The sequence below is a fragment of the Aeromonas sp. genome (assembly GCF_051657805.1).
In the GTDB taxonomy this organism is placed as follows: Bacteria; Pseudomonadota; Gammaproteobacteria; order Enterobacterales; family Aeromonadaceae; genus Aeromonas.
The window spans coordinates 215532-238626 of record NZ_JBOFLJ010000003.1 but is presented as its reverse complement, the minus strand read 5'-3'; the positions used below and the strand labels follow the sequence as shown (position 1 = coordinate 238626).

Here is a 23095-nt window from a genome sequence, read left to right as displayed (position 1 = left end):
AGGTGCCTCACTGCACATTTATCAGCACTGGCGTCTGCCCGGTTCGGGGTCGCAGACGGCCTCACAGTCGTCATATCCATATCGGCCTTGTTACGCATTCATCAGCACCACGGCGCCGGTGACCAGCATGTTGAGCAGGGTCAGCGGCAGGCAGACCTTCCAGCCAAAGGACATCACCTGGTCGAAGCGTGGGCGGGGCAGGGAGGCCCGCAGCAGGATGAAGAACACCATGAAACAGGCGGTCTTCAGGGCGAACCAGATGAAGGGCGGCAGCCAGGGGCCGTGCCAGCCACCGAAGAACAGGGTCACGATGAGGGAGGAGATCAGCACGATGCCGATGTATTCGCCCACGAAGAACAGACCCCACTTCATGCCCGCGTATTCGATGTGGTAGCCGTCGGCGAGTTCCTGCTCGGCTTCCGGCTGATCGAACGGATGGCGGTGGGTGACGGCAACCCCGGCGAACAGGAAGGTGACGAAGCCCAGGATCTGGGGGATCACGTTCCACATGCCGGCCTGCGCCTCGACGATGTCGCGGAGGTTGAAGCTGCCGGTCTGGATGACTATGCCCATGAGGGACAGGCCGAGGAACACCTCATAGGAGAGGGTCTGGGCCGAGGCGCGCAGGCTGCCGAGCAAGGAGTACTTGTTGTTGCTCGACCAGCCGGCGAACAGCACGGCATAGACCGCCAGCCCCGCGATGGCCAGGATGTAGAGCAGGCCCACGTTGAGATCCGCCACGCCCCAGGTGGGGGTGATGGGCACCACCGCAAACGCCAGAATGAAGGCGGTGAAGGCGATGATGGGGGCCAGCACGAAGATCCGGCGATCGGCGAAGGGCGGGATCCAGTCCTCCTTGAAGAACATCTTGACCATGTCGGCCGCCAGCTGCAGCAGGCCGAAGGGGCCAACCCGGTTGGGGCCGTAACGGTCCTGCCACAGCGCCAGCAGACGGCGCTCGATGAAGCTCATGAAGGCGCCGGCCCCCACGATCCCCACCAGCACTATCAGGGCCTTGCCAATCTCAATCAGCAGATCGATCAGGGAGTCGCTCATGCGATGACCTCCTGCAGGTTATCGATAAGGGCGTGATGCAGGGCGGTCGGCAGGCCGTTCACCCCGAGTGGCAGCCCGATCAGCCCCTGTGCCAGCTTGTCGCTCAGGTGCAGGCGCAGACGCCAGTGGTTGCCACCCCAGGAGAGGGCGACCTGACTGCCGGCATTGAGAGAGAGACGGTGGGCGTCCGCCGGGTTCAGCACCAGGGTGGATTCCGCCATGCGGGCCTGGATGACCGGGCTCTTGGCGGAGAGCTCCTCGGCGCCAAACAGCTGGTCATAGCTCACCACCTGCAGGGCCGCCTGGGCGCCGAAGGGGGCGGGGATGCTATCGAACCAGCCCAGGCTATCCTCGCCCGGCTCCAGCAGACGGCGACCGGGATCTCCGGCACGCAGGTTGCCACCCACCTCGTCCTGGAACTTGTTCCAGGCAGAGGGCGAGTTCCAGCCCGGCGCCCAGGCGAAGGGCACCTGTTGCAGGGGTTGGCGGGCACCGGCGTAGCCTTCCATGGAGAAGGCGAACGGCGAATCGGGATCTTGCGCGACCCTGGGCTCGCTCACGTTCTGATCCGCCAGCATGGAGGTGCGGCCGCTGTAGCGGTGCGGCTCGCGGGCGAGCTTCATGCCACGGATGCGCAGGCCGGCGTTGGGGGCGGCTTCGCGCATGGTGTTGAGCAGCAGGGCGCTGGCGGCGCAGGCCGCACTCACCTCGTCAAAGGTGTTCCAGCGCAGGGGCTTGCGATCCAGCACCCCTTGCAGGGCGGCCAGCCAGCGCCAGCCCTCGCGCACCTGGATGTCGGCATCGTAGAAGGCGGGGGCATAGACCTGGAAGAAGCGCTGGGCGCGGCCTTCCATGTTGATGAGCGTGCCGTCCGCCTCGGCGAAGCTGGCGGCTGGCAGTACCAGACCGGCCTTCTGGGCGGTAGCGGTGTCCTGATGATCCACCACCAGCAGGTGTTGCAGGCGCTCGAGGGCCGCATCCACCCGGCTGCGGGGGGCGCGACGGTAGAGATCATTCTCGAGGGCGATGAGGGAGAGGGAGTCCTCCCCTTCGATACGGGCAAGGGCGGCCTCCAGCGGGGCGGCATCCTGGGCCAGCATGGCCAGACCCAGGCTGTTGGCCTCTTGCGCCACCAGGGCGATCTCCACGGTCTGACCGCGACCCTTGAGGGCGCGGGCTATGTTGCTTGCCGCCTCGAGCAGGACCTGGGAGCGGGCACCGGAGCCTGCGATGATAAGCGGTTTTTTCGCGTTGCCCAGCAACTCGGCCCACTGGGCGGCCAGGGCCTGTTGCTCGGGGGAGAGGTCAGTCAGGGCCGGGGCCGAGCCGTCCAGCAGGTGCGCGATGGCGAAGCCGAGGCGCGCTTGATCCGCGTGGGGGGCGTGCAGAGTGCCGCTCGCCACGTCGTCGAGGCGGGTGCTGTCCAGGCTGGTGATGAGCAGCGGGTAGCGCTCGTTCTGACCCAGGGTCTGCACCGCGGCGACCTGCCAGAGATCCACCTTCATCTTGCGGGCGATCTCGCGGGCCTTGCCCTTGACCGCCTGGCGCAGGGCCAGGGCGATGCGGGCGGCGGTCTGGGTGACGTCTTCGCCGAGCACCAGCACGGCGTCGGCCTCTTCCATGTCACGCAGGCTCGGGGTGCGTACGCCGCCGTGCTGCAGGATCTGCAGCATCTTCTGCAGGCACTCCCATTCGCTCTGCTCAACGCCGCTGTAGAAGTTGGCGGCGCCCACCAGTTCGCGCAGGGCGAAGTTGCTCTCCAGCGAGGCGCGGGGGGAGCCGATACCGATGACGCCGGCGCTGGTGCGCAGGGCGTCGGCGGCGCGGTTCAGGGCGCCGTCCACCGTGATGGCGAGCCTGTCACCGCCGTCCCGCAGCAGGGGCTGGCGGGGGCGCTCGGCCAGGTTGACGTGACCGTAGCCGAAGCGGCCGCGATCGCACAGGAAGTAGTGGTTCAGGGCACCGTGGTAGCGGTTCTCGATGCGGCGCAGCTCGCCGTAGCGCTCACCCGGGCTGATGTTGCAGCCGACCGAGCACCCTTGGCAGATGCTGGGGGCGAACTGCATGTCCCACTTGCGGTTGTAGCGCTCGGAGTGGGTCTTGTCGGTGAAGACGCCGGTGGGGCAGACCTCCACCAGGTTGCCGGAGAACTCGCTCTCCAGGGTGCCGTCCTCGACCCGCCCGAAGTAGACGTTGTCGTGGGCGCCATAGACCCCGAGATCCTCACCGCCGGCGTAGTCCTTGTAGTAGCGGACGCAGCGATAGCAGGCGATGCAGCGGTTCATCTCGTGGCTGATGAAGGGGCCCAGATCCTGGTTCTGGTGGGTGCGCTTGGTGAAGCGGTAGCGACGGCTGTTGTGGCCCGTCATCACCGTCATGTCCTGCAGGTGGCAGGCGCCCCCCTCTTCACACACCGGGCAGTCGTGGGGGTGGTTGGTCATCTGCCACTCCACCACGCACTTGCGAAACTCTTTCGCCTCCTCGTCCTCGATGGAGATGTAACTGCCATCGGTGGAGGGGGTCATGCAGGACATGACCAGGCGGCCGCGCTTGTCGTCGGCATTCTGATACTGCTTGACCGCACACTGGCGGCAGGCGCCGACGCTACCGAGCGCCGGGTGCCAGCAAAAATAGGGGACGTCCAACCCTAAAGACAGACAGGCTTGCAGCAGGTTGTCTGCCCCGTCTACCTCGTACTCTTTACCGTCTACATGAATGGTGGCCATACAGCTTCCCTGACTTCAATTAGATAAAACGTGCAGCGCAATGCGCGTCGCCGAGTAACGGCCGTTACCAGCGCTCGCTCAGCAGATTGGGTTGGATCCCCTTGAGCAGCTTGCGATTGTCCCCATGGCCTTTGACGCCGGCCTCGAATTCGGATCTGAAATACTTCATCGCACTGCCAAGGGGCTCGACAGCCCCGGGCGCATGGGCGCAGAAGGTCTTGCCCGGGCCGAGGAAGTTGCACAGCTGGGCCAGGGTGTCGAGATCGCCGGGTTGACCCTCGCCTCGCTCCAGCGCCCGCAGCAGCTTGACGCTCCAGGGCAGGCCGTCGCGGCAGGGGGTGCACCAGCCGCAGGATTCCCGGGCGAAGAACTCCTCCATGTTGCGCAGCAGGGAGACCATGTTGATGCTGTCATCCACCGCCATGGCGAGGCCTGTGCCCATGCGGGTGCCGACCTTGCCGATGCCGCCGGCATACATCTGGGCATCCAGGTGCTCGGGCAGCAGGAAGCCGGTACCGGCGCCCCCCGGCTGCCAGGCCTTCAGGCGATAGCCGGGCTTCATGCCGCCGGCGTAGTTTTCAAACAATTCGCGGGCCGTGATGCCAAAGGGCAGTTCCCACAGTCCCGGGTTGTTGACCTTGCCGGAGAAGCCCATCAGCTTGGTGCCGTGATCCTCAGAACCCGGCAGCGCCAGCCCCTGATACCAGGCCACGCCGTTGCCGATGATGGCGGGCACGTTGCACAGGGTCTCGACGTTGTTGACGCAGGTGGGCTTGCCCCAGACGCCGGAGACGGCGGGGAAGGGGGGTTTGGCGCGCGGGTTGGCGCGGCGCCCTTCCAGGGAGTTGATGAGGGCCGTCTCCTCGCCGCAGATGTAGCGGCCGGCGCCGGTGTGGACGAACAGCTCGAAGTCAAACCCCGAGCCCAGGATGTTCTTGCCGAGCAGACCCGCGGCCTTGGCCTCTTCCACCGCTCGGCGCAGGTGGGCGGCGGCGTCCACGTATTCACCGCGCAGGAAGATGTAGCCCCGGTAAGCCTTGAGGGCCCGGGCCGAGATGATCATCCCCTCGATCAGCAGGTGGGGGAGCTGCTCCATCAGCAGCCTATCCTTCCAGGTGTTCGGCTCCATCTCGTCGGCGTTGCAGAGCAGGTAACGGATGTTCATGCTCTCGTCTTTGGGCATCAGGCCCCACTTCACCCCGGTGGAGAAGCCGGCGCCGCCGCGGCCCTTGAGGCCCGCGTCCTTGACGGTGCTGACGATTTCGTCAGGGCTCATCTGGCCCAGTGCCTTGCGGGCGGCCTCGTAGCCCTGCTTGGACTGGTACTCCTCCAGCCAGACCGGCTGGCCGTCGTCCCGCAGGCGCCAGGTGAGGGGGTGAGTCTCGGCCGCACGGGCGATACGGTTGGCGGTGCCGAGGGAGGCGAGACGCTTGGTGGGCTGCAGGCTCATGGGTAGGCCTCCAGGGTCTTGAGCAGGCTGACGGCATCGAGGCCGCCATAGGTGTCGTCGTCTATCATCAGCGCCGGCCCCTTGTCGCAGTTGCCGAGGCAGCAGACCGGCAGCAGGGTGAAGCGGCCATCTGCCGAGGTCTGGCCCGGGGCCAGGTTCATCACCTCTTTGAGGCCGGCCAGCAACTGCTCGTGACCGTTGATGTAGCAGACCATGCTGTCGCAGACGCGAATGATGTGGCGACCCACCGGCTGGCGGAAGATCTGGCTATAGAAAGTGGCGACCCCCTCCACGTCGCTGGCGGGGATGCCGAGCTCGGTGGCGATGGCATGGATAGCACCGTCCGGTACCCAGCCGCGGGCCTGCTGCACTATCTTGAGCGCTTCTATGCTGGCGGCACGGGGATCTTCGTAGTGATGTTTCTCATGTTCGATGGCCTCGCGCTCGGCCTGGCTCAGGACGAAGCCGTCCTGTTGCCCGGGGACGAGTCCGTCTCCCTTGCCCTGGCACTGGCCTTGTCCCGCTGGGGATGAGTTGTTCTGGCACTGACATTGTTGGCTCATGACTTGACCTTCTGTCGCTTATTCTTCTTGTCCCGTCGCCCCCTAGGGGCACGGCGAGGACTTAACGATCTACATCCGACATAACGAAATCGATACTGCCCAGGTAGACGATGAGATCCGACACCATCTGGCCGCGGATCACCGAGGGGATCTGCTGCAGGTGGGCGAAGCTCGGGGTGCGGATCCGGGTCCGGTAGCTCATGGTGGAGCCGTCGCTGGTCAGGTAATAACTGTTGATCCCCTTGGTCGCCTCTATCATCTGGAAGGACTCGGCGGCCGGCATGACCGGGCCCCAGGACACTTGCAGGAAGTGGGTGATTAGGGTCTCGATGTCCTGCAGGGTGCGCTCTTTGGGCGGCGGCGTGGTGAGGGGGTGATCCGCCTTGAACGGGCCTTCCGGCATGTTCTTCATGCACTGCTCTATGATGCGCATGCTCTGGCGCATCTCCTCGATGCGCACCAGGGCGCGATCATAGGCATCACCGTTGGCTCCGATCGGCACCTCGAACTCGAACTGATCGTAGCCGGAGTAGGGGCGCCACTTGCGCACGTCGAAGTTGAGGCCGGTGGCGCGCAAGCCGCCCCCAGTGGTGCCCCAAGCCAGGGCCTGTTCGGTATTGTAGGCGGCGACGCCTATGGTGCGACCGCGCAGAATGCTGTTGCGCATGGCGGCCTTTTCATACTCCATCAGCCGCTTGGGCAGCCAGCTCAGCAGGTTGTCCTGGATGAGGCGAGCCCAGCCCTGGGGCAGATCGTGCGCCACGCCGCCGATGCGGAACCAGGCCGGGTGCATGCGCGCGCCCGTGATGGCCTCGATGATGGTGTAGATCCGCTGGCGGTCGGTGAAGGTGAAGAAGACCGGGGTCATGGCCCCCACGTCCTGGATATAGGTGCCAATGAACAAGAGGTGGCTCTGGATGCGGAACAGCTCCGCCAGCATCACCCGGATCATGTCGACCCGGTTCGGCACCTTGATGCCTGCCAGCTTCTCGACCGCCAGCACATAGGGCAGGTTGTTCATCACGCCGCCCAGGTACTCGACCCGGTCGGTGTAGGGGATGTAGCTGTGCCAGGACTGGCGCTCGCCCATCTTCTCGGCACCGCGGTGGTGATAGCCGATGTCGGGTACGCAATCGCGGATCTCTTCCCCGTCGAGCTGCAGCACCAGGCGGAAGGCACCGTGGGCGGAGGGGTGGTTCGGCCCCAGGTTCAAGAACATGTAGTCTTCGTTCTCGTTGCCCCGGGCCATGCCCCACTCTTCGGGCTTGAACAGCAGGTTGTCCTGCTCCTGATCCTGCTTGACCGCATCGAGCATGAAGGGATCGAACTCGGTAGCCCGCGCCGGGTAGTCCTTGCGCAGGGGGTGACCCTGCCAGCTCTTGGGCATCATGATGCGGGTCAGGTGGGGGTGACCGTCGAAGGTGATGCCCATCAGATCCCAGACTTCCCGTTCATACCAGTTGGCGTTCGGGAAGTGGCGGCTGACGGTGGGCAGGTTGAGATCGCCCTCCTTGAGGGGCACCTTCAGCATCACGTCGGCGTTGCGGTCGATGGAGATGAGGTGATAGAAGACGGTGAAGTCGCTCTCGGGCAGGCCGTGGCGCTGGCTGCGCATCCGCTCGTCGGTGGCGCTGAGATCGAACAGCATCACGAAGGGAGAGGGGAGCTTGCGCAGGAAGCCCATCACGTCCAGCAGCAGCTCGCGGGAGAGCCAGATCACCGGCACGCCGGTGCGGGTGCTCTGGACGGTGAAACGCTCGGCGCCGAAGTGGGCGAACAGCTCGCCCACCACCTGGGCATCGGCGTGATCTGAGGGTTGCCACTGGGCCATGGTGTAGTTATTGGGGAATTCTCGAGTCAGTTTCATGGTCAGATCTCATCCGGCGTGCGCAGGTTGGTGACGTTGATCCGCTCGCCGCGCTTACGCTCCTTCTCGGCCTGCATCTGGGGACGGTAGATCCCCTGATCGCCGACCACCCAGGAGAGGGGACGGCGTTCCTTGCCGATGGAGTCCTGCAGCAGCATCAATGCCTGCAAGAAGGCCTCGGGACGGGGCGGGCAGCCCGGGATATAGACGTCAACCGGCAGGAACTTGTCCACGCCCTGCACCACCGAGTAGATGTCATACATGCCGCCGGAGTTCGCGCAGGCCCCCATGGAGATGACCCACTTGGGTTCGAGCAGCTGTTCATACAGGCGCTGGATGACGGGGGCCATCTTGATGAAGGGGGTACCGGCGATCACCATGAAGTCCGCCTGGCGCGGTGAGGCCCGGATGACCTCGGCGCCGAAACGGGCCACGTCGTGGGGGGAGGTGAAGGCGGTACACATCTCCACGTAGCAGCAGGAGATGCCGAAGTTGTAGGGCCAGAGGGAGTTCTTGCGACCCCAGTTGACGGTGTCTTGCAGCACCTCTTCGAGGCGCCCGATCATGATGCCCCGCGAGGCCTCTTGGGCCAGGGGATCCTCGACGGTCTGGCGCTGTTCCTGGGGGTAGCGCTCAACGGGCGCATCCGGGTCGATCCGGGTCAGGGTGTACTTCATGGTGCAACCTCAAAGGGATAATCGGTAAATCAGTCTGGCTTCTTGTCAGTCAGGACAGGTTTCTTCGGTGCCCAGTCGAGGGCCCCGATGCGCCACAGGTAGATGAGACCGACCAGCAGCAGGGTGATAAAGATGGCGGCTTCGATGAAGCCGACCCAGCCGGTCTCCCGTACGGAGACGGACCAGGCGAACAGATAGAGTGCCTCGACGTCGAAGATGACGAAGAACATGGCAACCAGATAGAACTTGGCGGAGAAGCGCAGACGGGCATTGCCGACGGAGTCGACACCGGATTCGAAGGGTTTGTTCTTGGCACGGCCGTAAGCGCGGCCTCCCAGCAGGGCGGCGAGACCAATCATGGTCAGGCAGATACAGATGGCCCCAATGACATAAACAGCAAAGGCCCAATGCTGGACAGCAATATCAGCAAACATATAGGTTTTCCCTAACCGAATTAATCATGTGACTTAACAAGGGTGTTACGTATTATGCCACTTCCGTACTGATTTACATGTCATTTCAAAGGATTAATTATTAATCAGCGGGAGGAAAATCGTGTTTTGCTAGCGAGGTCAATTTTCTCATTTGAGAATCATTTTCAATCGCTTTTGCGAGAGGGCGGATTGAGTTGATTTGGCGGAAAAATAAACTAATCGGAAAAACGAACAACCCCGCATGGCGGGGTTGTTCACTCTATGGATATTAACATCCTGATCACATGGTGTTCGTGTGTTGATCAGGGTTTGAGCAGGGGGAGGGACTGCTCGGCGGCATTGCCCTGGGAGAGCACTATCTCCACCCGCCGGTTCGCCTGACGGTGGGCCGGGGTGTCGTTGGGATAGCGGGGCTGGGTATCGGCGGCCCCCTGTGCCACCACCCGGCGGGAGTCCAGCTTGGGGTTGGTGAGCAGGGTGTGCACTATGGTGGCCGCCCGCAGTACCGACAGCTCCCAGTTGTTGCGATAGAGTTCCACCGGTGCCTGGGAGTTGTCGGTATGACCGGTGACGACCACCTTGCCGGGGATGTCCGCCAGCACGTCCGAGACCTTGTTCACCAGGGGGATGAACTGGGGCTGCAGGAAGGCCGAGTCTGCCGGGAACAGGGTCTGCTCACCGATGCGGATCACCAGCTGGCTGCCGAGCTGCTCCACCTCGATCTCCTTGGATTCGATCTGGCTCTTGAGCTGCTGTTCCAGCTTCTGCTTGGTGGCGACGGCCCAGTCCTGCTCCTTGGTCTTGTGGGGCCAGGATTCGGTCGCGGTGGGCTTCTCCGAGGCACCTATGGTCTCGTTGAAGGGATCCGAGGCGGCGGCCGGGGTCTGGGTGTCCAGCACCTGCTCCTTCTGGGAGGTGCCCGGAGTGGTCTTGGACTCGGGCTCCAGGATGCCGGTGCCCCCCTGCATCACCGGGGAGCCGGCGGGCATGGAGATGAGGCCGATCTTGCCAAGGGATTCGATAAAGCCCTGGATCAGCACCCGGGTCTCCGACTGTTTGGCCATGGCGAAGGAGTAGAGCACCACGAACAGGGCGAACAGCAGGGTCATGAAGTCGGCATAGGAGACCAGCCAGCGTTCATGGTTCTCCGGCGCCTCAGCCTTTTTCTTTTTGGCCACCATGACCTCCAAGGTAGGGTTCAAGGGTCACTTGCAGCCGCTGCTGGGATTCACCGTCCACGATGCAGAGGATGCCGGTCAGGGTCATCTCCTTGTAGTGGCGGATCTGGTGGGCGAAGCCTTTGTAGCGGTTGCCAAATGGCAGGAAGATGAGGTTGGCGGCACCGACCCCGTAGATGGTGGCGACGAAGGCCACCGCGATGGCGCCCCCCAGCTTGTCCGGCTGATCGAGCAGCCCCATGGCGTGGATCAGGCCGAACACGGCGCCGACTATGCCCATGGTGGGGCAGTAACCCCCCATGGCTTCGTAGAATTTGGCGGTCTGCTCGAGATCTTCCTGCTCGAACTCTATTTCGTTCTCCAGCACCTCGTGGATCTTGGTCTTCTCATAGCCGTCGACCATCATCTGCACCCCTTTTTGCAGGAAAGGATCCTTGATGTCGTCGATCATGCCCTCCAGGGCGAGCATGCCGCTGCGTCGCGCGTTGCCCGCCAGGGTCTCCAGCAACTGGGCCTGCTCCAGCATGTCGATGCGTAGCGGGCTGATCAGCCACTTGAAGCGTTTGAACGTCTTGCCGACCACGGAGAAGGGGAACTGGGTCAGGGCGGCGCCCACGGTTCCTCCGATCACGATGAGGAAGGCGGGCAGATCGAGCAGGGCGCTGGGATGGCCCCCCTCAATCAGGTTGCCACCCAAAATGGCTGCCAAGGCTAACAGCAAACCGATCAGACTCATGTGTCCATGTCCCTATGCGTTGAATGTGGCTAGTGTAGCCACTTAACTATCAGTTTTTCAAAATGAAATCCAATCGATGAGCAATATCGGACGGCTCGAAATCATGGATCCGTCTCTCCTGTTTCGGCCAAGATGGCGGGATCATGAGGGCCTTGATGGGGCGAGTGGTAGTGTGCGTTTGACACCAGTCATTGAGGAAGAGGCCCTAACAGGGGATAGGGCCAGGGAGGAGAGGTCAAAACCTGTGATCGACCCGGTCAGGCTGCGGAGCCTGTCCGTGCCAGCGGATCCCCGAGGGCCCTTGGGGCGCCGCGGGGATCCACCGATCACCTTCAACCGGCCTGGCTGGCCGCCTCCGCGATGAGGGATGCCACCTCGTCCGCTCGCGAGGCGAGGGAGGCGTGGCTGGCCGCCAGCGTCACCGTCTTGCGCGGTGCGATGCGCGACGCCATTTTTTGCTGATTGTCCGGGTGGATCATGCGATCTTCGCTGGATATCTGATACCAGCTTGGTTTTTTCTTCCAGGCCGGGGCCGTGATGTTGTTGCCAAAGGTGCCCCCCAGTGGCGCCTTCTGGGTCACCGCCATCACCAGCGCCTCCTCCGGGGTCAAGTCCTGGCAGAAGCTCTCGTGAAACTTGTCCGCCACTATCCAGAGGTAGCCGTCGCTGTCGGGCGCTATGTTGGCCATGGCTGCGGGCGGCAGGCTCTGGGTGAGGGCGCCCGGGCTTTCGCCGGCATCCGGGGCGAAGGCCGCGACATAGACCAGGCCGATCACGTTGGGCAGGTTGCCCGCCTCCGTGATGACGGCCCCGCCGTAGGAGTGGCCGACGAGCAGCACGGGGCCGCTCTGCTGGGCCACCATCTTGCGGGTTCGCTCGGCGTCGTCGGCCAGGGAGGTGAGGGGCAGCTCCACAGCCTTCAACTTGGTGAAGCCCCGCCGTGATAACGCCACTATGACCTTGCCCCAGTGCGCCGCGCCGCCCCAGAAGCCGTGCACCAGGACTATGGTGGGTTGCTCGCTCATCGCTTTATCTCCTGTTGAATAAAGATGTGATCGCCAGGAGCCAGCCGGGCTGATGCCGAAGGCTTCCCTCCATGGGCGACCAAAAGCATAGCTCCTGGACGGGGCCCCATCGGCTTGCCTGAGGGGATCCGCCACGGATGGCGTCTTGGGAAGGCCGTTGGCTAAGGTAGAGAGAAGTAGAGAGCGGGCAGGGAAGAGGAGGGGAATAAGGGCCGGGGAAGGGGCCGATGTCAGCGGGAGAGAGTCGGAAAGCAAAAAAACCGACCCTGAGGTCGGTTTTTCTAATTTGGCGGTGAGGGAGGGATTCGAACCCTCGATACGTTGCCGTATACACACTTTCCAGGCGTGCTCCTTCAGCCACTCGGACACCTCACCAAATTTTCGACTGCTGTTTAACGTGTTCAATCACCACGGGGTTCGTTGCGCCGTTGCGCTGGAACGGGGCGTAATATAGGGGAAAGCCGGACCTGGGTCAATCACTTTTCCCCTTATTTTTCATGATCTTTATCGAATGCCTATCCAGTGAGCAGAATGCCGGTTTTTTAATCCCGATCAGGGCTTGTCCAGGATGATCAGACTGTCCGGCAGCTCGTTCTGATCCCGGGTGGCCGGGAAGGCATCGGTCAGGATGTCGCTGGTGCGCTCCACACATTCGAGGAAGCCCTGTTCGACCTCCTTGTTGCGCACCCGTACCACGAAGTCGTCGATGATCTCCTGCCACTGGGCGTTGTCGATGTGCTGGGCGATGCCGTCGTCCACCAGGATCTCCACATAATGCTCCGCCACCGAGACGAAGATGAGCACCCCCAGCCGGTCCCGGGTGCGGTGCAGCCCCTGCTCGACAAACTGCAGACGTGCCATCAGGGCGGCGCGATGCTGGCGCACCTTCTTGGGAATGAGCCGCATCTTGATGGGGGTCCAGTGGAACAGCAGGCTCAGCAGCAGCCAGACCGACCACTGCACCAGCAGGATCTCGTACCAGCCGAGCCAGAAGCCGAGCTGGAACACCAGCAGCGGGGTGAGCATGGCCAGCAGGGCGGCCCAGAGGGTCGGAATATAGCGATAACCATCGCTGGCCGGGGCCAGCACTGTCACCAGCTCCGCGTCCGTTGCCTGCTCGGCTTGCCGCACCCTGGCCTGCAGGGTGTGATAGAACTGTTTCGAAATCATCGTGTTGTCTCTTGTTCCTCGATTACCAGCCACCGGAGGCGCCGCCGCCGCCGAAACTGCCACCACCACCGCTAAAACCGCCGCCACCGAATCCGCCGCCGGGGCGCCCGGCCCCTAAGCCACCGGCCAGATAGGCGGCCAGGCGACGGCCACCTGAGCCGCCACCACCACCGCCTCGCAGGTTGTGCAAGATGATCATGGCGATCACTACCAGGATGAACAGCCAGGGGCCGCCCCCCTTCTCCTGCTTGGCGGTGTCACGGGGCTGATACTCCCCGGCCAGGGCCTGCATGATGCCCTGGCTGCCGGCGACTATGCCGGCCACCATGTCGCCGCGCTTGAAGGCGGGCAGGATCCGGGTCTGGATGATGTTGGCGGCGATGGCATCGGGCAGGGCCCCTTCCAGGCCATAGCCCACCTCGATGCGCACCTTGCGTTCATCCTGGGCGATCAGCAGCAGCACGCCGTTGTCTTTTCCCTTCTGGCCTATGCCCCAGTGGCGGCCGAGCTGGTAACCGTACTCTTCGATGGTGTCACCCTCCAGGCTGTCGATGGAGACCACCACCAGCTGGACGCCGCTGCGCTTCTCGAATGCCGCCAGTTGCTGGGTCAGCTGGTGGGCCTGCTTGCGGGACATCAGGTTCGCCTCGTCCACCACCCGGCCGCTCAGGGCGGGGAAGCTGGGGGCGGCGTGCAGGGCCGTCGTCCACAGGGCCAGGAGGCAGAGCAACCCCTGCATGAGCCACTGGATCTGACGGGGCAAGATAGTGAGGGTCGCAGGCCGGGGCCCGCCGGGTGTTCGGCTCATTGGAAGCTGACCTTGGGCGCCTCGTCGGCACCGGGTTTGGCGCTGAAGCTGGGCTTGGCGGTGAGATCCGAGTAGAGCAGCTTAGACCAGATGACCCCGGGGAAGGTGCGGATCTCGGTATTGAACTGGCGTACCGCTTCTATGTAGTCGCGACGGGCCACGGCGATGCGGTTTTCTGTGCCCTCCAGCTGGGCCTGCAGGGTGAGGAACTGCTGATCCGCCTTGAGATCCGGGTAGCGTTCCACCACCACCATCAGCCGGGAGAGGGCGCTGGAGAGTTGGTCCTGGGCGGCTTCAAACGCCTTCAACTGGGAAGGGTCGCTCACCTGCAGGCTGCCGACCCGGGCGCGGGCGTCGGTCACCGCCTTGAGGGTCTCCTGCTCATGGCTGGCATAGCCCTTGACGGTGGCTACCAGGTTGGGAATGAGATCGGCGCGGCGCTGGTACTGGTTCTCCACCTGACCCCAGCTCGCCTTGACCTGTTCATCCAGGGTCGGAATGTTGTTCATGCCGCATCCGGTCAACCCCAGCAGCAGGGTCAACATCAACAGGCTCTGGGTGGTCTTGCGCCAGAGAGAAATGGCCATCTTGTTGTCTCCATTGGATGTATTTAATTCGGCGCTGACACCATACCAGCTTGTGGTCAGCCCTCACAACGACTCGGTAGGGTGGGCGCGCGATAGCTCGTCGATACCCTGGGCAACTGGGGTTTGTCTTTGAGCCAGGAGGCCAGCTCGGCGCCACAGCCATTGCCGGGAGGAATGGGGGCCTGGGGCTGACAGTCCGGGTTGCCAACCGGGCAGCGCAAGCGCACGTGAAAGTGGCTGAAGTGGCCGACCCAGGGGCGCAGCTTGGCTACCCAGGGCTCGTCTGGTGCGCGCTTGCACACTTCGGCCTTGAGCGCGGGGTTGATGAAGATGCGGTTGACCTCGGGCTGTTTGGCCGCCAGACGCAGCAGCTCAAGCTGCTGGGGCCCGAAGCGCCCCGGCAGTACCCGGTAGCTGGGTTCGTCGATGAGGGCCCACTCCTTGGGGGCATCCTGCTCCCACCTGGCGATAGGTTTGTCGGCCATTCTGAACCAGATGTCGGCATCAAGGCCGGTCTGGTGGCTGCGGTGGCCGGAGCTGAAGGGCCCCCCTCTGGCCATGGCGAGATCGGCGATGTAGAGATCCGGCATGCCGGCCATCTTGGTCCGGCTCGCCAGCCCCTGCAGATAATGGATGAGGTCCGGGTGGCCGTAATAGCGCAGTCGCTTGCTGCGAATGACCTGATAACCGGGCCCCTCCAGGGGGAGGGCCATCGAGCCTCGCAGACAGCCGGCGGCGTAACCACCGATCGCCTCGCTCTGGAGGGCTCGAGGCGGGGTCAAAAAGGTGCTGGTGGCGAGCAAGAGTGCGGTAGTGAGCATGGGATGTCCGGCTGTGGCGCCCGGTGTGCGGGCTTGAGTGTGGGCTCAGATAACCCCAATCATACCAACAGAGGGGAAGGCTCGTCATCCGCAGGCATGCGGGTTGCAACACAAGGGCGGGCTCGCGCACAATGCGCGCCAATCACCATGAGAGGAGAGCGAGATGAGAGTCAGTGAACTGGCGGCGCGGCCGGGGCTGTACTGGTTGATGCCGCCGGCGCGGCGTTTCTACGGGATCATGATCTGCCTGTTGCTGGCGAGCCTTGGCACCGTCATGACGGCCATCTGGCTGGGCTATCCCGAGATGGGGCTGCTGCCCTGGGTGGGCCTGGTGTTTGGCGGGATCGTGCTGCTGATGATGGTGCTGCCCCGCAACTGGCAACGCTGGCGGCTGGCGGAGCTCGCTTGGGACGATGAACACCTGTATCTGCTCAATGGCGGGGACGACAAGGCGCTGGCCCTGCCCAGGGCGGCGCTGGTGGGGATGACGCGGGATCGCAAGGTGGGCCACGATGGACAGTGGCTCGACTTCAGCCTGGATCTGGCCCTAGATACCGACACCCTGGCCGCGACCACCGCCTTGTTGCGGCTGACCCGGGAGGGAACCCACGAGGTGGCGCCCGGCGTCTATCGCTTCGGCTTTAAACGGGCCTGGCATGGTCGCCGTGCCCTCGGGGAGATCCTGGCCGGCCTGCAACCGGCCTGATCTGACTATTTTCTCGACAACTTGCCATAAAGCTCAGATACTGCCTCTGATTCGAAATGATCTTTCTCGTGCCGATAGCCCAAGAGATCAATGACTTGGGCTGTGGGATGAGGAGTGCCACGGCATGATGCCATGGCTGGTCCGGCAAGGGGGTTGTGCCCTTACTTCCCTGTCGGTGGATGCATAGATAAGGCACCTAGAATCGAGAGTGGATGGCATGAAGATTTACGTAGGAAATCTGTCGTACCGGATGACGGCCGACGAACTGACAAGCGTGTTCAGCCAATTTGGACAGGTAGATAAGGTCGATATCATCATCGACCGGGATACCGGTCAGTCCAAGGGGTTTGGCTTCATTGAAATGCCGGTCAACGGAGATGCCGAGAAGGCTATCGCCGGGTTGCACGGCACCGAGGTCGGCGGGCGCACCATCACCGTCAATCAGGCCAAGCCGAAGACAGATGCTCCTCGTGGTCGCCCCCAGCGCCACCGTTGAATCGTCTCGATAACGAAAAACGGCATGGATCCTCCATGCCGTTTTGTTTGTCTGAAAAAGCGGGATCAGGGCACGTCATAACCGAGGGCGGCCTTGCGGATCCGGAACCACTGCTGGCGGCTCAGCCGGATGGATTCGGCCGCCACGGCGGCGGCGATCCGCTCCCGCTTGCCGGAGCCGATGAGCGGCAGGGGTTGGCTCGGCAGCATCATCACCCAGGCGTACACCACCTGTTCCATGGTCTGGGCCCCCACCTCCTGACGGATCTGCTCGAGTTCGGCGCGCAATGGGCCAAAGGCCGGATCATGGAACAACCGGCCGCCACCGAGGCAGGACCAAGCCATGGGCTTGATGCGCAGCTGCTGGCACTGATCCAGGGTGCCATCCAGCGTCCCTTCCTGGTGGAGCGGCGAGATCTCCAGCTGGTTGGTGACCAGGGGGAAGGGGAGGCGGGATTGCAGCAGCTCGAACTGGCGGGCGGTGAAGTTGGAGACCCCGGCGTGCTTGATCTTGCCCGCCTGCTTCAGGGTCACGAAGGCATCGGCGACCTCGTCCGCATCCAGCAGGGGATCCGGGCGGTGGATCAGCAGCAAATCCAGATGATCGGTGCCGAGCTTTTGCAAGGAGGCCTCGGCGCTGGCGATGATGTGCGCCTTGCCGGTGTTGTAGTGGTTGAGGGCATGCTCGGGCTTGGCGGTGAGGGCGATGCCGCACTTGCTGACGATCTCCATCCGGCTGCGCAGGGAGGGCTCGAGGCGCAGGGCCCGGCCGAACGCCTCCTCGCACTGGTAGCCGCCGTAGATGTCGGCGTGATCTATGGTGGTCACCCCCAGATCCAGGTGGTACTTCATCAGATCCTGCAGGGCCGCGGGGGAGAGCTGCCACTCCATCAGGCGCCAGTAGCCCATGATGAGGCGGGAGAAGGTCGGGCCCTCGGGATGCAGGGCGAGGCGGGATACGGACATGGTGACTCCTTGGGAGATAGCGGAAGAATCGATGGATAGGTGAAATTAATGCTGCCTGCATCTTGGTCTCTTCCGGCGGACAAGGCAATAATGCGCCCCGCGCAAATTCGAACTTTGGTTCTGGGGAGGAAAGATGGAAGGGTTTGCCGAAAGGTTGCAGAGTCTGATCGGGGAGGGGAGCGTGAGCGCCTTCGCCCGCAAGGTGGGTCTGAGCGAAGCCTTGATCCGCAAGTACCTGAAGGGGGCCGAACCCGGCCTTGGCAAGGCGAACCAGATCGCCATGGGGGCGAACTGCTCCCTGGAGTGGCTCGCCACCGGCTGCGGCTATCTCTACCGCCAGGCCGAGGTGGTGGACAGGGAGGCGCTGGCGGCGGCGGGCACTCTGCTGCAGGAGCGCCACCCGGAGCAGCCCCTGCCCGATGAGGCGCAGCTCGTCACCCTGCTCGCCTACTACCAGTTCCTGCGCAGTCACAAGCAGGCCGACGGCTTTCTGGACTTGGCGCGGGCGCGGGAGTTTGGCCGCCATCTGGCAGAGGCCTGAGCCGGCCGGCCAGGCTTCTGATACCCTCTAAGCAAAGGGCAAATCCAAGGACGTGGAGATGAGCTATCTGATCCTGGGCAGTGGCGGGTTGGGCACGGCGCTGGCGCACGAGCTGGCGGATCGTGGCCAGGAGTGGATACTGGCAGGCAGGCAGTTGCCAAGGGGGCTGGATCCCGCCCGCTACTTCCCGTTGCAGGAGGTGGATCCGCTCTCCTTTGAGGCCCTGTTCACCCTCTATGACAGGGAGAGCCTGCCGACTGTGGTGATCAACACCATAGGCCTGCTCTATGATCTCAACCACATGCCGGAGCGGCAGGTGGAGGAGGTGGAGCCGGGCTGGCTCAACGAGAGCCTGCAGGCCAATGCCTGGCCTCACCTGGCCCTTGGCGCCAACCTGAGCCAGCTGATGGGGCCGGCGACCAGCCTGTGGCTCTGCTCCGTCTCGGATCTGGCGGGCAGCCTGGGCAGCACGGGTCGCCTGAGCGAACCTGGTCGTTACAGCTACCGAATGAGCAAGGCGGCCCTCAACATGGGGGCCCGGATCCTGGCGGTGGAGTGGGCGAGCCGCTTCCCCGGCGCCGGGGTTGTCACCGTCCATCCCGGGCTCATGGATACCCCCATGCAGCAGCCCTTCCTGCATGAGCGGGATCCGGCCCTGCTGCAGGATCCCGCCCTGGTTGCCCCCCGTCTGCTGGATCTCATCGGCACCCTCACCCCGTCCCAGTCCGGCAGCTTCCTTGATCTGCATGGCCAATCGCTGCCCTGGTAGCTGGCCGGGTTCACACTCCGGCGTCCCATTTCTTGCCAGCCCGGCCCCGTCTGGTTAATGTCATCCACCTGCATCAGGAGGATGACATGCGCTATATCGATTTACGAAGTGATACCGTGACCCAGCCCACGGAGGCCATGCGCCAGAGCATGCTGCACGCCGAGGTGGGGGATGATGTCTATGGGGAAGATCCCAGCATCAACGCGCTGGAGCGCAGGGGGGCCGAGCTGCTTGGCAAAGAGGCCGCTCTGTTCGTGCCCTCCGGCACCATGTCCAACCTGCTGGCGATGATGAGCCACTGCCAGCGCGGCGAAGGTGCCGTGCTGGGCGGTGCCTCCCACATCTATCGCTATGAGGCCCAGGGGAGCGCCGTGCTGGGCTCGGTGGCGCTGCAGCCCGTTCCCACCCAGGCCGACGGCACCCTGGCGCTGGCGGACCTGCAAGCCAGCTTGGCTCCCGACGATGCCCACTTCGCCCAGACCCGGCTCATCTGCCTCGAGAATACCCACAACGGCAAGGTGCTGCCGCTGTCGTACCTGCAGCAGGTGCGGGATCTCGCCGACCGCCATGGCCTGCGGCTGCACCTCGACGGCGCCCGCCTGTTCAACGCCGTGGTGGCGAGCGGCGAGCCGGTCGCGGCCATTGCGGCGCCCTTCGACAGCGTCTCCGTCTGCCTCTCCAAGGGACTGGGGGCCCCCGTGGGCTCCCTGCTGGTGGGCTCAGGCGCCTTCATCGCCCGGGCAAGACGGCTGCGCAAGATGCTGGGGGGGGGCATGCGTCAGGGGGGGATCCTGGCCCAGGCCGGTTTGTTCGCCCTGGATCAGCACATCACTCGGTTGGCGGACGACCATCGCCGCGCCAGACGGCTGGCACAAGGGCTGGCGGCCCTGCCCGGCATCGAGCTGGAGCTGGCCGAGGTGCAGACCAATATGGTGTTCCTGCGCCTGGCGAAGAACCAGAGCGAGGCCCTGCTCACCTTTATGAAGGAGCGGGGGATCCTCTTCTCCGGCTACGGAGAGATGCGGCTGGTGACCCACCTGCAGATCACCGACGACGACATCGAGGAGGTGATCGACGCCTTCACCGAGTTCTTGAGCGCCTGATGGGGTGACTCGACTTGTTTATGGAAAAGAGAGGGCGCCTGCAGGCGCCCTCGTCATCTGTGGCAGGGGGATGATCAGCCCTGACGCTGGCCCAGGATCAGGGTCGCCTCGTCGGTGGCGTCGTAGATCATGACAGCCAGATGGGTCACCTGGCCGCCGAAGTCGGCCAGCGGCACCAGGGTCAGGTTCTGGTACATGTGGGGGGCCGAGCCCGTGATGGGGCGGTAGTTGGAGAAGCGCAGCAGGTAGGGGCGCTGCTCCCAGGAGCTGAAGGCGCGGTTGTTCAGTTTGAACACCATGTTCGCCTTGCGCTCGAACCAGGCCCTGTCCACGTCCGGGAAGAGGTCGAACAGACTCTGATCGCGCACCTCACCGGCCAGCCGGCCGCTGTGGCTCTCCATGAAGCCGTTCCATACCTGCACCCTGTAGTCCCGGCTGAGCACGATCAGCCCCACGTCCAGGTTCTGCACTATGTTCATCAGCCAATGAAATTCACGGATTTCCATGGTCACTCCTCTGTGTCTTGTCGGGTCATTCATGCTGCCAGCGGGGCTTTTGGCCCCTAGAGCATGTGCATGATCTTGTGATTCATGGTGGCGATGGAGTCTTCGGTAAACAACAGCAGCAGATCGCACTGCACGGCATAGCCCTGGATCCGGTAGTTGATCTCGATGGCCAGGGTGCGGCGCCAGCGGCTCTGGTTGGTCTGGATCAGGTCCTGAATGGACCTGTGTTGACCCAGCACCACGGGGTGTCCCTGGCTGAAGGGGGTGTCGAGCTGATTGGCGTAACCCCGCAGGAAGGCGCCGATGAGCACGTTGGCTGTGTCCATCAGCAGCTCCAGCTCGGCGCCGTGATCGAGCGCCCCCTGATGGTTCATCAGGCGGGCCAGATCCTGGAAGCTGGCGTCGTGGAACAGGATCAGGGCCTCCCCGGCGATGCCTGCGCCGATGAAGCCCTGGCAGACGGCGGAGAGGGTATCCGACTCGGCGGCGGCCGAGAGGGCCATGTGCAGCTCTGAGACCTCCAGCACGTTGACGTTCGGGATGGGGAGCACCACGAAGGCGTCGAGTAACTGGGCCAGCAGGTTGGCGGCCTGGCCCATGGCGACGTTGGCAAGCTCCTGATAGACATCCCTGAGTTCGGGGGTGAACTGGATGGGGGCGATGGCATGGGGGCTGGCGGCGGAAGGTACGACGGCAGGGGTGGGCGCCGTGTCCGCCTGCCACAGGCCGTGGCGTTCCAGGAGTTCACGCAGCATCTCGGGGGCGGCGGGTTTCTTGATGAAATCCAGGGCGCCGAGCGCCATGACCCGCGCATGGGCCTCCGGCTGGATGTCGCCGGAGACCACGATCACCTTGTTGCGCAGCCCCTCTCGCTTGAGGGTCTCCAGCACGCCATAGCCATCCATCTCGGGCATGGTGAGATCCAGAAAGACCAGATCCCCATGGCCCATCAGGATCTGCTCTACACCCTCCAGGCCGTTGGCGGCCTGGTGCAGTGTTATCTGCCAGGGGGCGGGCAGGGCGCGAGCCAGCTGCTTGCGGGCAAATCCCGAGTCATCACATATCAATACATTCATGGTGTTGGCCAGTCGGTGCGGGTGCATCAGGTAAAGGTCGCAGCATCAGCCGTCAGATGCAATGGGCAGGGGCATGGCCGGCAAGAATTGATCGTCTCTTTGGTGGCTGCGATAGCGGACCGAGTACTTTTCGACGAACTCGGCGAACATCTTGACCCGCAAAGGGGTGAACTGGGGCTGGCAGAGCAGCATGTAGAAGGGGCGTCTGCCCGATTGCCAGTCCGGCAGCACGGCGACCAGTTGCTCGTCTTGCAAGAAGGGGTGGACGTAGTGCTGGGGGGCGTTGACGATGCCGAGGTGGCGCCTTGCGGCCCGGACGGCCGCCTGGGTCTGGTTGACACTCAGGCGCGGGGTGCGCTTGATCTGCACCATCTCCTCGTCCCGGCCGATCAATTGCCAGTGCCGGTGCGGCCAGCAGTAGATGAGGTCGTGCTCTTCCAGCTGGGTCGGGTGTGCCGGGGTGCCCATCTTCTCCAGATAGAGGGGAGAGGCGAACAGCCCGTATTCGATGTGGCCGAGGCAGACGGCGTTGGGCAGGGCCTGGGGCAGCTCGCCGTTGAAGAACACCAGATCCCTGTCCTGATCGCACAGGGGGGAGTGGTCATTGGTCTGGGTGATGTCGAACTGCACCTCGGGGTAGCGCAGGCCGAAGTCGGCCAGCATGTCGACGAGTATGGTGTTGGACAGGGCGATGGGGGCGGCGAGGCGGATGAGGCCGCTGATGTCGCGATCCTGACCCTGGATCTCGCCGGTGGCCTGTTCGATCTCGGCAAGGGGGGTGCAGAGGCGTTCGTAATAGCGCAGGCCTTCGTCGGTGAGGCGCAGTTTGCGGGTGGATCTGTGTAGCAGGCTACAGCCAAGCTGCTCCTCCAACTGAGAGATACGTCGACTGATGGTGCCGGTCGGCATGCCCAGCGCGGCTGCGGCGTGGGAGAAACCGCCCTCTTGCACCACCTTGACGAACAGATAGAACTCTTCGATGTACTTCATAAGCGGCTTAGGGGGTGTTTGTAACAAGCCAGAGACCTTATGAAGAGTCATCTGGCTTGGCAAGCACAATCGGGCGTTTAATTGATCTGGATTAGATTCGATTCCCGGCGATATTCATTCAACAGGCGGACAAAATCGGCGGGGGCTCGATCCAGGCTGTTGTCCGGCACCAGCAGATCATACCCCAGCAGGTCCCTGAGCCTGGTCATGCGGTTGCCGAGCATGGCGATCACCCCCTCGTAGCGCTGACCGGAGGGGGAGCGAAAGCGGCTCTCCTCCAGCAGCTCGCCCCCCAGCAAGCCGGATCCACAACTGCCATCGAGGCAACCCGGCTGTTCGCTGTTCATGGCCTGCAACAGCACGGCGCGCTGCTCGGTGAGCAGGCGGACCGCCAGCCGGGGTGTGATCAACGTCAAAAAATCGTCGTAATCCTTAATCTTCAGACCGATATAGGGGAGGGGCACCAGATCCCACCCCAAATGGATACGTGGTTGGTCAATTCGTTGAATATTTCTCCATTTCAGGATCCAGCCACCGTGCTTGTGGTGATATTGCAGACAATCCTGGCACAGGGAGAGACTAAAATGAGGCTCATTGAGCTTGAGGGCTCCGACGAATATTGTCATCAGTCCTGCGAGGAGCACCGAAATGGCCGGGATTAATAGTTGTTCGCGAAACAAAAAAAGTATAAAAATCATGGCTATGGTTATGACTACACCCAACAATATCAATGTGAGTCCGTTTCTTCTGACCATAGGGTTCACATGTAGCGTTTTCATATAAAACCGGCCTTCTCTTGCCCATGCATGTTTCCAGATTATGAGCCGGATCTGATTTTGTACCAG

24 protein-coding genes and 1 tRNA gene are annotated in these 23095 nt (G+C 63.3%); 5 read left to right on the top strand and 20 right to left on the bottom strand.

Annotation, left to right across the window (positions count from 1 at the left end):
- Window positions 1–90: 90 nt before the first annotated feature.
- The 15 genes from nuoH to mepA all read right to left on the bottom strand — a co-directional run bounded on the left by nuoH (window position 91) and on the right by mepA (window position 15098).
- Entirely contained in the window at window positions 91–1056 is a 966-nt protein-coding gene (gene nuoH / locus ACRCYW_RS01455) for an NADH-quinone oxidoreductase subunit NuoH (protein WP_438548402.1), read from the bottom strand.
- Window positions 1053–3782: an NADH-quinone oxidoreductase subunit NuoG gene (gene nuoG / locus ACRCYW_RS01450; RefSeq protein WP_438548401.1), complete on the bottom strand. Its 2730-nt coding sequence runs from the start codon at window positions 3780–3782 to the stop codon at window positions 1053–1055. The genes nuoH and nuoG overlap by 4 nt, the downstream gene beginning before the upstream one ends.
- A gap of 64 nt (window positions 3783–3846) precedes the next feature.
- On the bottom strand, window positions 3847–5232 hold the full coding sequence (gene nuoF / locus ACRCYW_RS01445) for an NADH-quinone oxidoreductase subunit NuoF (protein ID WP_438548400.1): 1386 nt from the start codon (window positions 5230–5232) through the stop codon (window positions 3847–3849).
- Window positions 5229–5795 (bottom strand): NADH-quinone oxidoreductase subunit NuoE, encoded by a 567-nt coding sequence (gene nuoE / locus ACRCYW_RS01440; protein WP_438548399.1) that lies wholly within the window; start codon window positions 5793–5795, stop codon window positions 5229–5231. Before nuoE ends, nuoF begins: the two co-directional genes overlap by 4 nt.
- Before the next feature lie 61 nt (window positions 5796–5856).
- Complete coding sequence (gene nuoC, locus ACRCYW_RS01435; RefSeq protein ID WP_438548398.1) at window positions 5857–7662, bottom strand: NADH-quinone oxidoreductase subunit C/D; 1806 nt, start codon at window positions 7660–7662, stop codon at window positions 5857–5859.
- Window positions 7663–7664: 2 nt separating this feature from the next.
- Entirely contained in the window at window positions 7665–8339 is a 675-nt protein-coding gene (locus ACRCYW_RS01430) for a NuoB/complex I 20 kDa subunit family protein (protein WP_042640748.1), read from the bottom strand.
- Between the two features lie 29 nt (window positions 8340–8368).
- Entirely contained in the window at window positions 8369–8773 is a 405-nt protein-coding gene (locus tag ACRCYW_RS01425; RefSeq protein WP_438548397.1) for an NADH-quinone oxidoreductase subunit A, read from the bottom strand.
- 302 nt (window positions 8774–9075) lie between these two features.
- On the bottom strand, window positions 9076–9954 hold the full coding sequence (locus ACRCYW_RS01420; protein WP_438548396.1) for a flagellar motor protein MotB: 879 nt from the start codon (window positions 9952–9954) through the stop codon (window positions 9076–9078).
- Window positions 9929–10687 carry a flagellar motor protein gene (locus tag ACRCYW_RS01415; RefSeq protein WP_438548395.1) on the bottom strand — a complete coding sequence of 253 codons (759 nt, stop codon included), beginning with the start codon at window positions 10685–10687 and terminating at the stop codon, window positions 9929–9931. Before ACRCYW_RS01415 ends, ACRCYW_RS01420 begins: the two co-directional genes overlap by 26 nt.
- A 332-nt stretch (window positions 10688–11019) precedes the next feature.
- A complete protein-coding gene (locus tag ACRCYW_RS01410; protein ID WP_438548394.1) occupies window positions 11020–11712 on the bottom strand; it encodes an alpha/beta hydrolase in 693 nt (230 codons plus the stop codon).
- A 287-nt stretch (window positions 11713–11999) separates the two neighbouring features.
- Window positions 12000–12087 (bottom strand) — tRNA-Ser (locus ACRCYW_RS01405).
- Window positions 12088–12264: 177 nt separating this feature from the next.
- Entirely contained in the window at window positions 12265–12882 is a 618-nt protein-coding gene (locus ACRCYW_RS01400) for a TPM domain-containing protein (protein WP_438548393.1), read from the bottom strand.
- A gap of 22 nt (window positions 12883–12904) precedes the next feature.
- Window positions 12905–13621 carry a TPM domain-containing protein gene (locus ACRCYW_RS01395; protein ID WP_438548588.1) on the bottom strand — a complete coding sequence of 239 codons (717 nt, stop codon included), beginning with the start codon at window positions 13619–13621 and terminating at the stop codon, window positions 12905–12907.
- 65 nt (window positions 13622–13686) lie between these two features.
- Window positions 13687–14277, bottom strand: a complete 591-nt coding sequence (locus ACRCYW_RS01390; protein WP_438548392.1) for a LemA family protein — start codon at window positions 14275–14277, stop codon at window positions 13687–13689.
- A gap of 56 nt (window positions 14278–14333) precedes the next feature.
- Window positions 14334–15098, bottom strand: a complete 765-nt coding sequence (mepA, locus tag ACRCYW_RS01385; RefSeq protein WP_438548391.1) for a penicillin-insensitive murein endopeptidase — start codon at window positions 15096–15098, stop codon at window positions 14334–14336.
- Window positions 15099–15261: 163 nt separating this feature from the next.
- Between mepA and ACRCYW_RS01380 the strand changes: the two genes are divergently transcribed.
- Window positions 15262–15804 carry a hypothetical protein gene (locus ACRCYW_RS01380; protein ID WP_438548390.1) on the top strand — a complete coding sequence of 181 codons (543 nt, stop codon included), beginning with the start codon at window positions 15262–15264 and terminating at the stop codon, window positions 15802–15804.
- Between the two features lie 217 nt (window positions 15805–16021).
- The gene (locus ACRCYW_RS01375; RefSeq protein WP_438548389.1) at window positions 16022–16300 is read left to right on the top strand and encodes an RNA recognition motif domain-containing protein; all 279 of its coding nucleotides are present in this window, start codon (window positions 16022–16024) and stop codon (window positions 16298–16300) included.
- A gap of 65 nt (window positions 16301–16365) precedes the next feature.
- On the opposite strand, the gene ACRCYW_RS01370 is transcribed toward ACRCYW_RS01375, so the two are convergent.
- On the bottom strand, window positions 16366–17265 hold the full coding sequence (locus ACRCYW_RS01370) for an aldo/keto reductase (RefSeq protein WP_438548388.1): 900 nt from the start codon (window positions 17263–17265) through the stop codon (window positions 16366–16368).
- A 133-nt stretch (window positions 17266–17398) separates the two neighbouring features.
- Between ACRCYW_RS01370 and ACRCYW_RS01365 the strand changes: the two genes are divergently transcribed.
- From ACRCYW_RS01365 to ltaE, 3 genes are all read left to right on the top strand, one after another.
- Window positions 17399–17806 (top strand): XRE family transcriptional regulator, encoded by a 408-nt coding sequence (locus tag ACRCYW_RS01365; RefSeq protein ID WP_438548387.1) that lies wholly within the window; start codon window positions 17399–17401, stop codon window positions 17804–17806.
- 58 nt (window positions 17807–17864) lie between these two features.
- Window positions 17865–18575 carry a short-chain dehydrogenase gene (locus ACRCYW_RS01360; protein ID WP_438548386.1) on the top strand — a complete coding sequence of 237 codons (711 nt, stop codon included), beginning with the start codon at window positions 17865–17867 and terminating at the stop codon, window positions 18573–18575.
- 86 nt (window positions 18576–18661) lie between these two features.
- Complete coding sequence (gene ltaE, locus ACRCYW_RS01355; RefSeq protein WP_438548385.1) at window positions 18662–19678, top strand: low-specificity L-threonine aldolase; 1017 nt, start codon at window positions 18662–18664, stop codon at window positions 19676–19678.
- A 74-nt stretch (window positions 19679–19752) separates the two neighbouring features.
- On the opposite strand, the gene ACRCYW_RS01350 is transcribed toward ltaE, so the two are convergent.
- The 4 genes from ACRCYW_RS01350 to ACRCYW_RS01335 all read right to left on the bottom strand — a co-directional run bounded on the left by ACRCYW_RS01350 (window position 19753) and on the right by ACRCYW_RS01335 (window position 23029).
- A complete protein-coding gene (locus ACRCYW_RS01350; protein ID WP_438548384.1) occupies window positions 19753–20184 on the bottom strand; it encodes a PAS domain-containing protein in 432 nt (143 codons plus the stop codon).
- A gap of 56 nt (window positions 20185–20240) precedes the next feature.
- Window positions 20241–21260 (bottom strand): response regulator, encoded by a 1020-nt coding sequence (locus tag ACRCYW_RS01345; RefSeq protein WP_438548383.1) that lies wholly within the window; start codon window positions 21258–21260, stop codon window positions 20241–20243.
- A gap of 45 nt (window positions 21261–21305) precedes the next feature.
- Window positions 21306–22250, bottom strand: coding sequence for a LysR family transcriptional regulator (locus tag ACRCYW_RS01340; protein WP_438548382.1), 945 nt, complete (start codon window positions 22248–22250; stop codon window positions 21306–21308).
- Window positions 22251–22327: 77 nt separating this feature from the next.
- Window positions 22328–23029, bottom strand: coding sequence for a DUF2982 domain-containing protein (locus tag ACRCYW_RS01335; RefSeq protein WP_438548587.1), 702 nt, complete (start codon window positions 23027–23029; stop codon window positions 22328–22330).
- Between the last annotated feature and the right edge of the window lie 66 nt (window positions 23030–23095).

Excerpts from the sequence above, each read along its gene's own strand:
- nuoH (WP_438548402.1), bottom strand. The coding sequence starts at position 1,056 with ATGAGCGACTCCCTGATCGATCTGCTGATTGAGATTGGCAAGGCCCTG.
- nuoG (WP_438548401.1), bottom strand. The coding sequence starts at position 3,782 with ATGGCCACCATTCATGTAGACGGTAAAGAGTACGAGGTAGACGGGGCA.
- nuoF (WP_438548400.1), bottom strand. The coding sequence starts at position 5,232 with ATGAGCCTGCAGCCCACCAAGCGTCTCGCCTCCCTCGGCACCGCCAAC.
- nuoE (WP_438548399.1), bottom strand. The coding sequence starts at position 5,795 with ATGAGCCAACAATGTCAGTGCCAGAACAACTCATCCCCAGCGGGACAA.
- nuoC (WP_438548398.1), bottom strand. The coding sequence starts at position 7,662 with ATGAAACTGACTCGAGAATTCCCCAATAACTACACCATGGCCCAGTGG.
- ACRCYW_RS01430 (WP_042640748.1), bottom strand. The coding sequence starts at position 8,339 with ATGAAGTACACCCTGACCCGGATCGACCCGGATGCGCCCGTTGAGCGC.
- ACRCYW_RS01425 (WP_438548397.1), bottom strand. The coding sequence starts at position 8,773 with ATGTTTGCTGATATTGCTGTCCAGCATTGGGCCTTTGCTGTTTATGTC.
- ACRCYW_RS01420 (WP_438548396.1), bottom strand. The coding sequence starts at position 9,954 with ATGGTGGCCAAAAAGAAAAAGGCTGAGGCGCCGGAGAACCATGAACGC.
- ACRCYW_RS01415 (WP_438548395.1), bottom strand. The coding sequence starts at position 10,687 with ATGAGTCTGATCGGTTTGCTGTTAGCCTTGGCAGCCATTTTGGGTGGC.
- ACRCYW_RS01410 (WP_438548394.1), bottom strand. The coding sequence starts at position 11,712 with ATGAGCGAGCAACCCACCATAGTCCTGGTGCACGGCTTCTGGGGCGGC.
- ACRCYW_RS01400 (WP_438548393.1), bottom strand. The coding sequence starts at position 12,882 with ATGATTTCGAAACAGTTCTATCACACCCTGCAGGCCAGGGTGCGGCAA.
- ACRCYW_RS01395 (WP_438548588.1), bottom strand. The coding sequence starts at position 13,621 with ATGCAGGGGTTGCTCTGCCTCCTGGCCCTGTGGACGACGGCCCTGCAC.
- ACRCYW_RS01390 (WP_438548392.1), bottom strand. The coding sequence starts at position 14,277 with ATGGCCATTTCTCTCTGGCGCAAGACCACCCAGAGCCTGTTGATGTTG.
- mepA (WP_438548391.1), bottom strand. The coding sequence starts at position 15,098 with ATGCTCACTACCGCACTCTTGCTCGCCACCAGCACCTTTTTGACCCCG.
- ACRCYW_RS01380 (WP_438548390.1), top strand. The coding sequence starts at position 15,262 with ATGAGAGTCAGTGAACTGGCGGCGCGGCCGGGGCTGTACTGGTTGATG.
- ACRCYW_RS01375 (WP_438548389.1), top strand. The coding sequence starts at position 16,022 with ATGAAGATTTACGTAGGAAATCTGTCGTACCGGATGACGGCCGACGAA.
- ACRCYW_RS01370 (WP_438548388.1), bottom strand. The coding sequence starts at position 17,265 with ATGTCCGTATCCCGCCTCGCCCTGCATCCCGAGGGCCCGACCTTCTCC.
- ACRCYW_RS01365 (WP_438548387.1), top strand. The coding sequence starts at position 17,399 with ATGGAAGGGTTTGCCGAAAGGTTGCAGAGTCTGATCGGGGAGGGGAGC.
- ACRCYW_RS01360 (WP_438548386.1), top strand. The coding sequence starts at position 17,865 with ATGAGCTATCTGATCCTGGGCAGTGGCGGGTTGGGCACGGCGCTGGCG.
- ltaE (WP_438548385.1), top strand. The coding sequence starts at position 18,662 with ATGCGCTATATCGATTTACGAAGTGATACCGTGACCCAGCCCACGGAG.
- ACRCYW_RS01350 (WP_438548384.1), bottom strand. The coding sequence starts at position 20,184 with ATGGAAATCCGTGAATTTCATTGGCTGATGAACATAGTGCAGAACCTG.
- ACRCYW_RS01345 (WP_438548383.1), bottom strand. The coding sequence starts at position 21,260 with ATGAATGTATTGATATGTGATGACTCGGGATTTGCCCGCAAGCAGCTG.
- ACRCYW_RS01340 (WP_438548382.1), bottom strand. The coding sequence starts at position 22,250 with ATGAAGTACATCGAAGAGTTCTATCTGTTCGTCAAGGTGGTGCAAGAG.
- ACRCYW_RS01335 (WP_438548587.1), bottom strand. The coding sequence starts at position 23,029 with ATGAAAACGCTACATGTGAACCCTATGGTCAGAAGAAACGGACTCACA.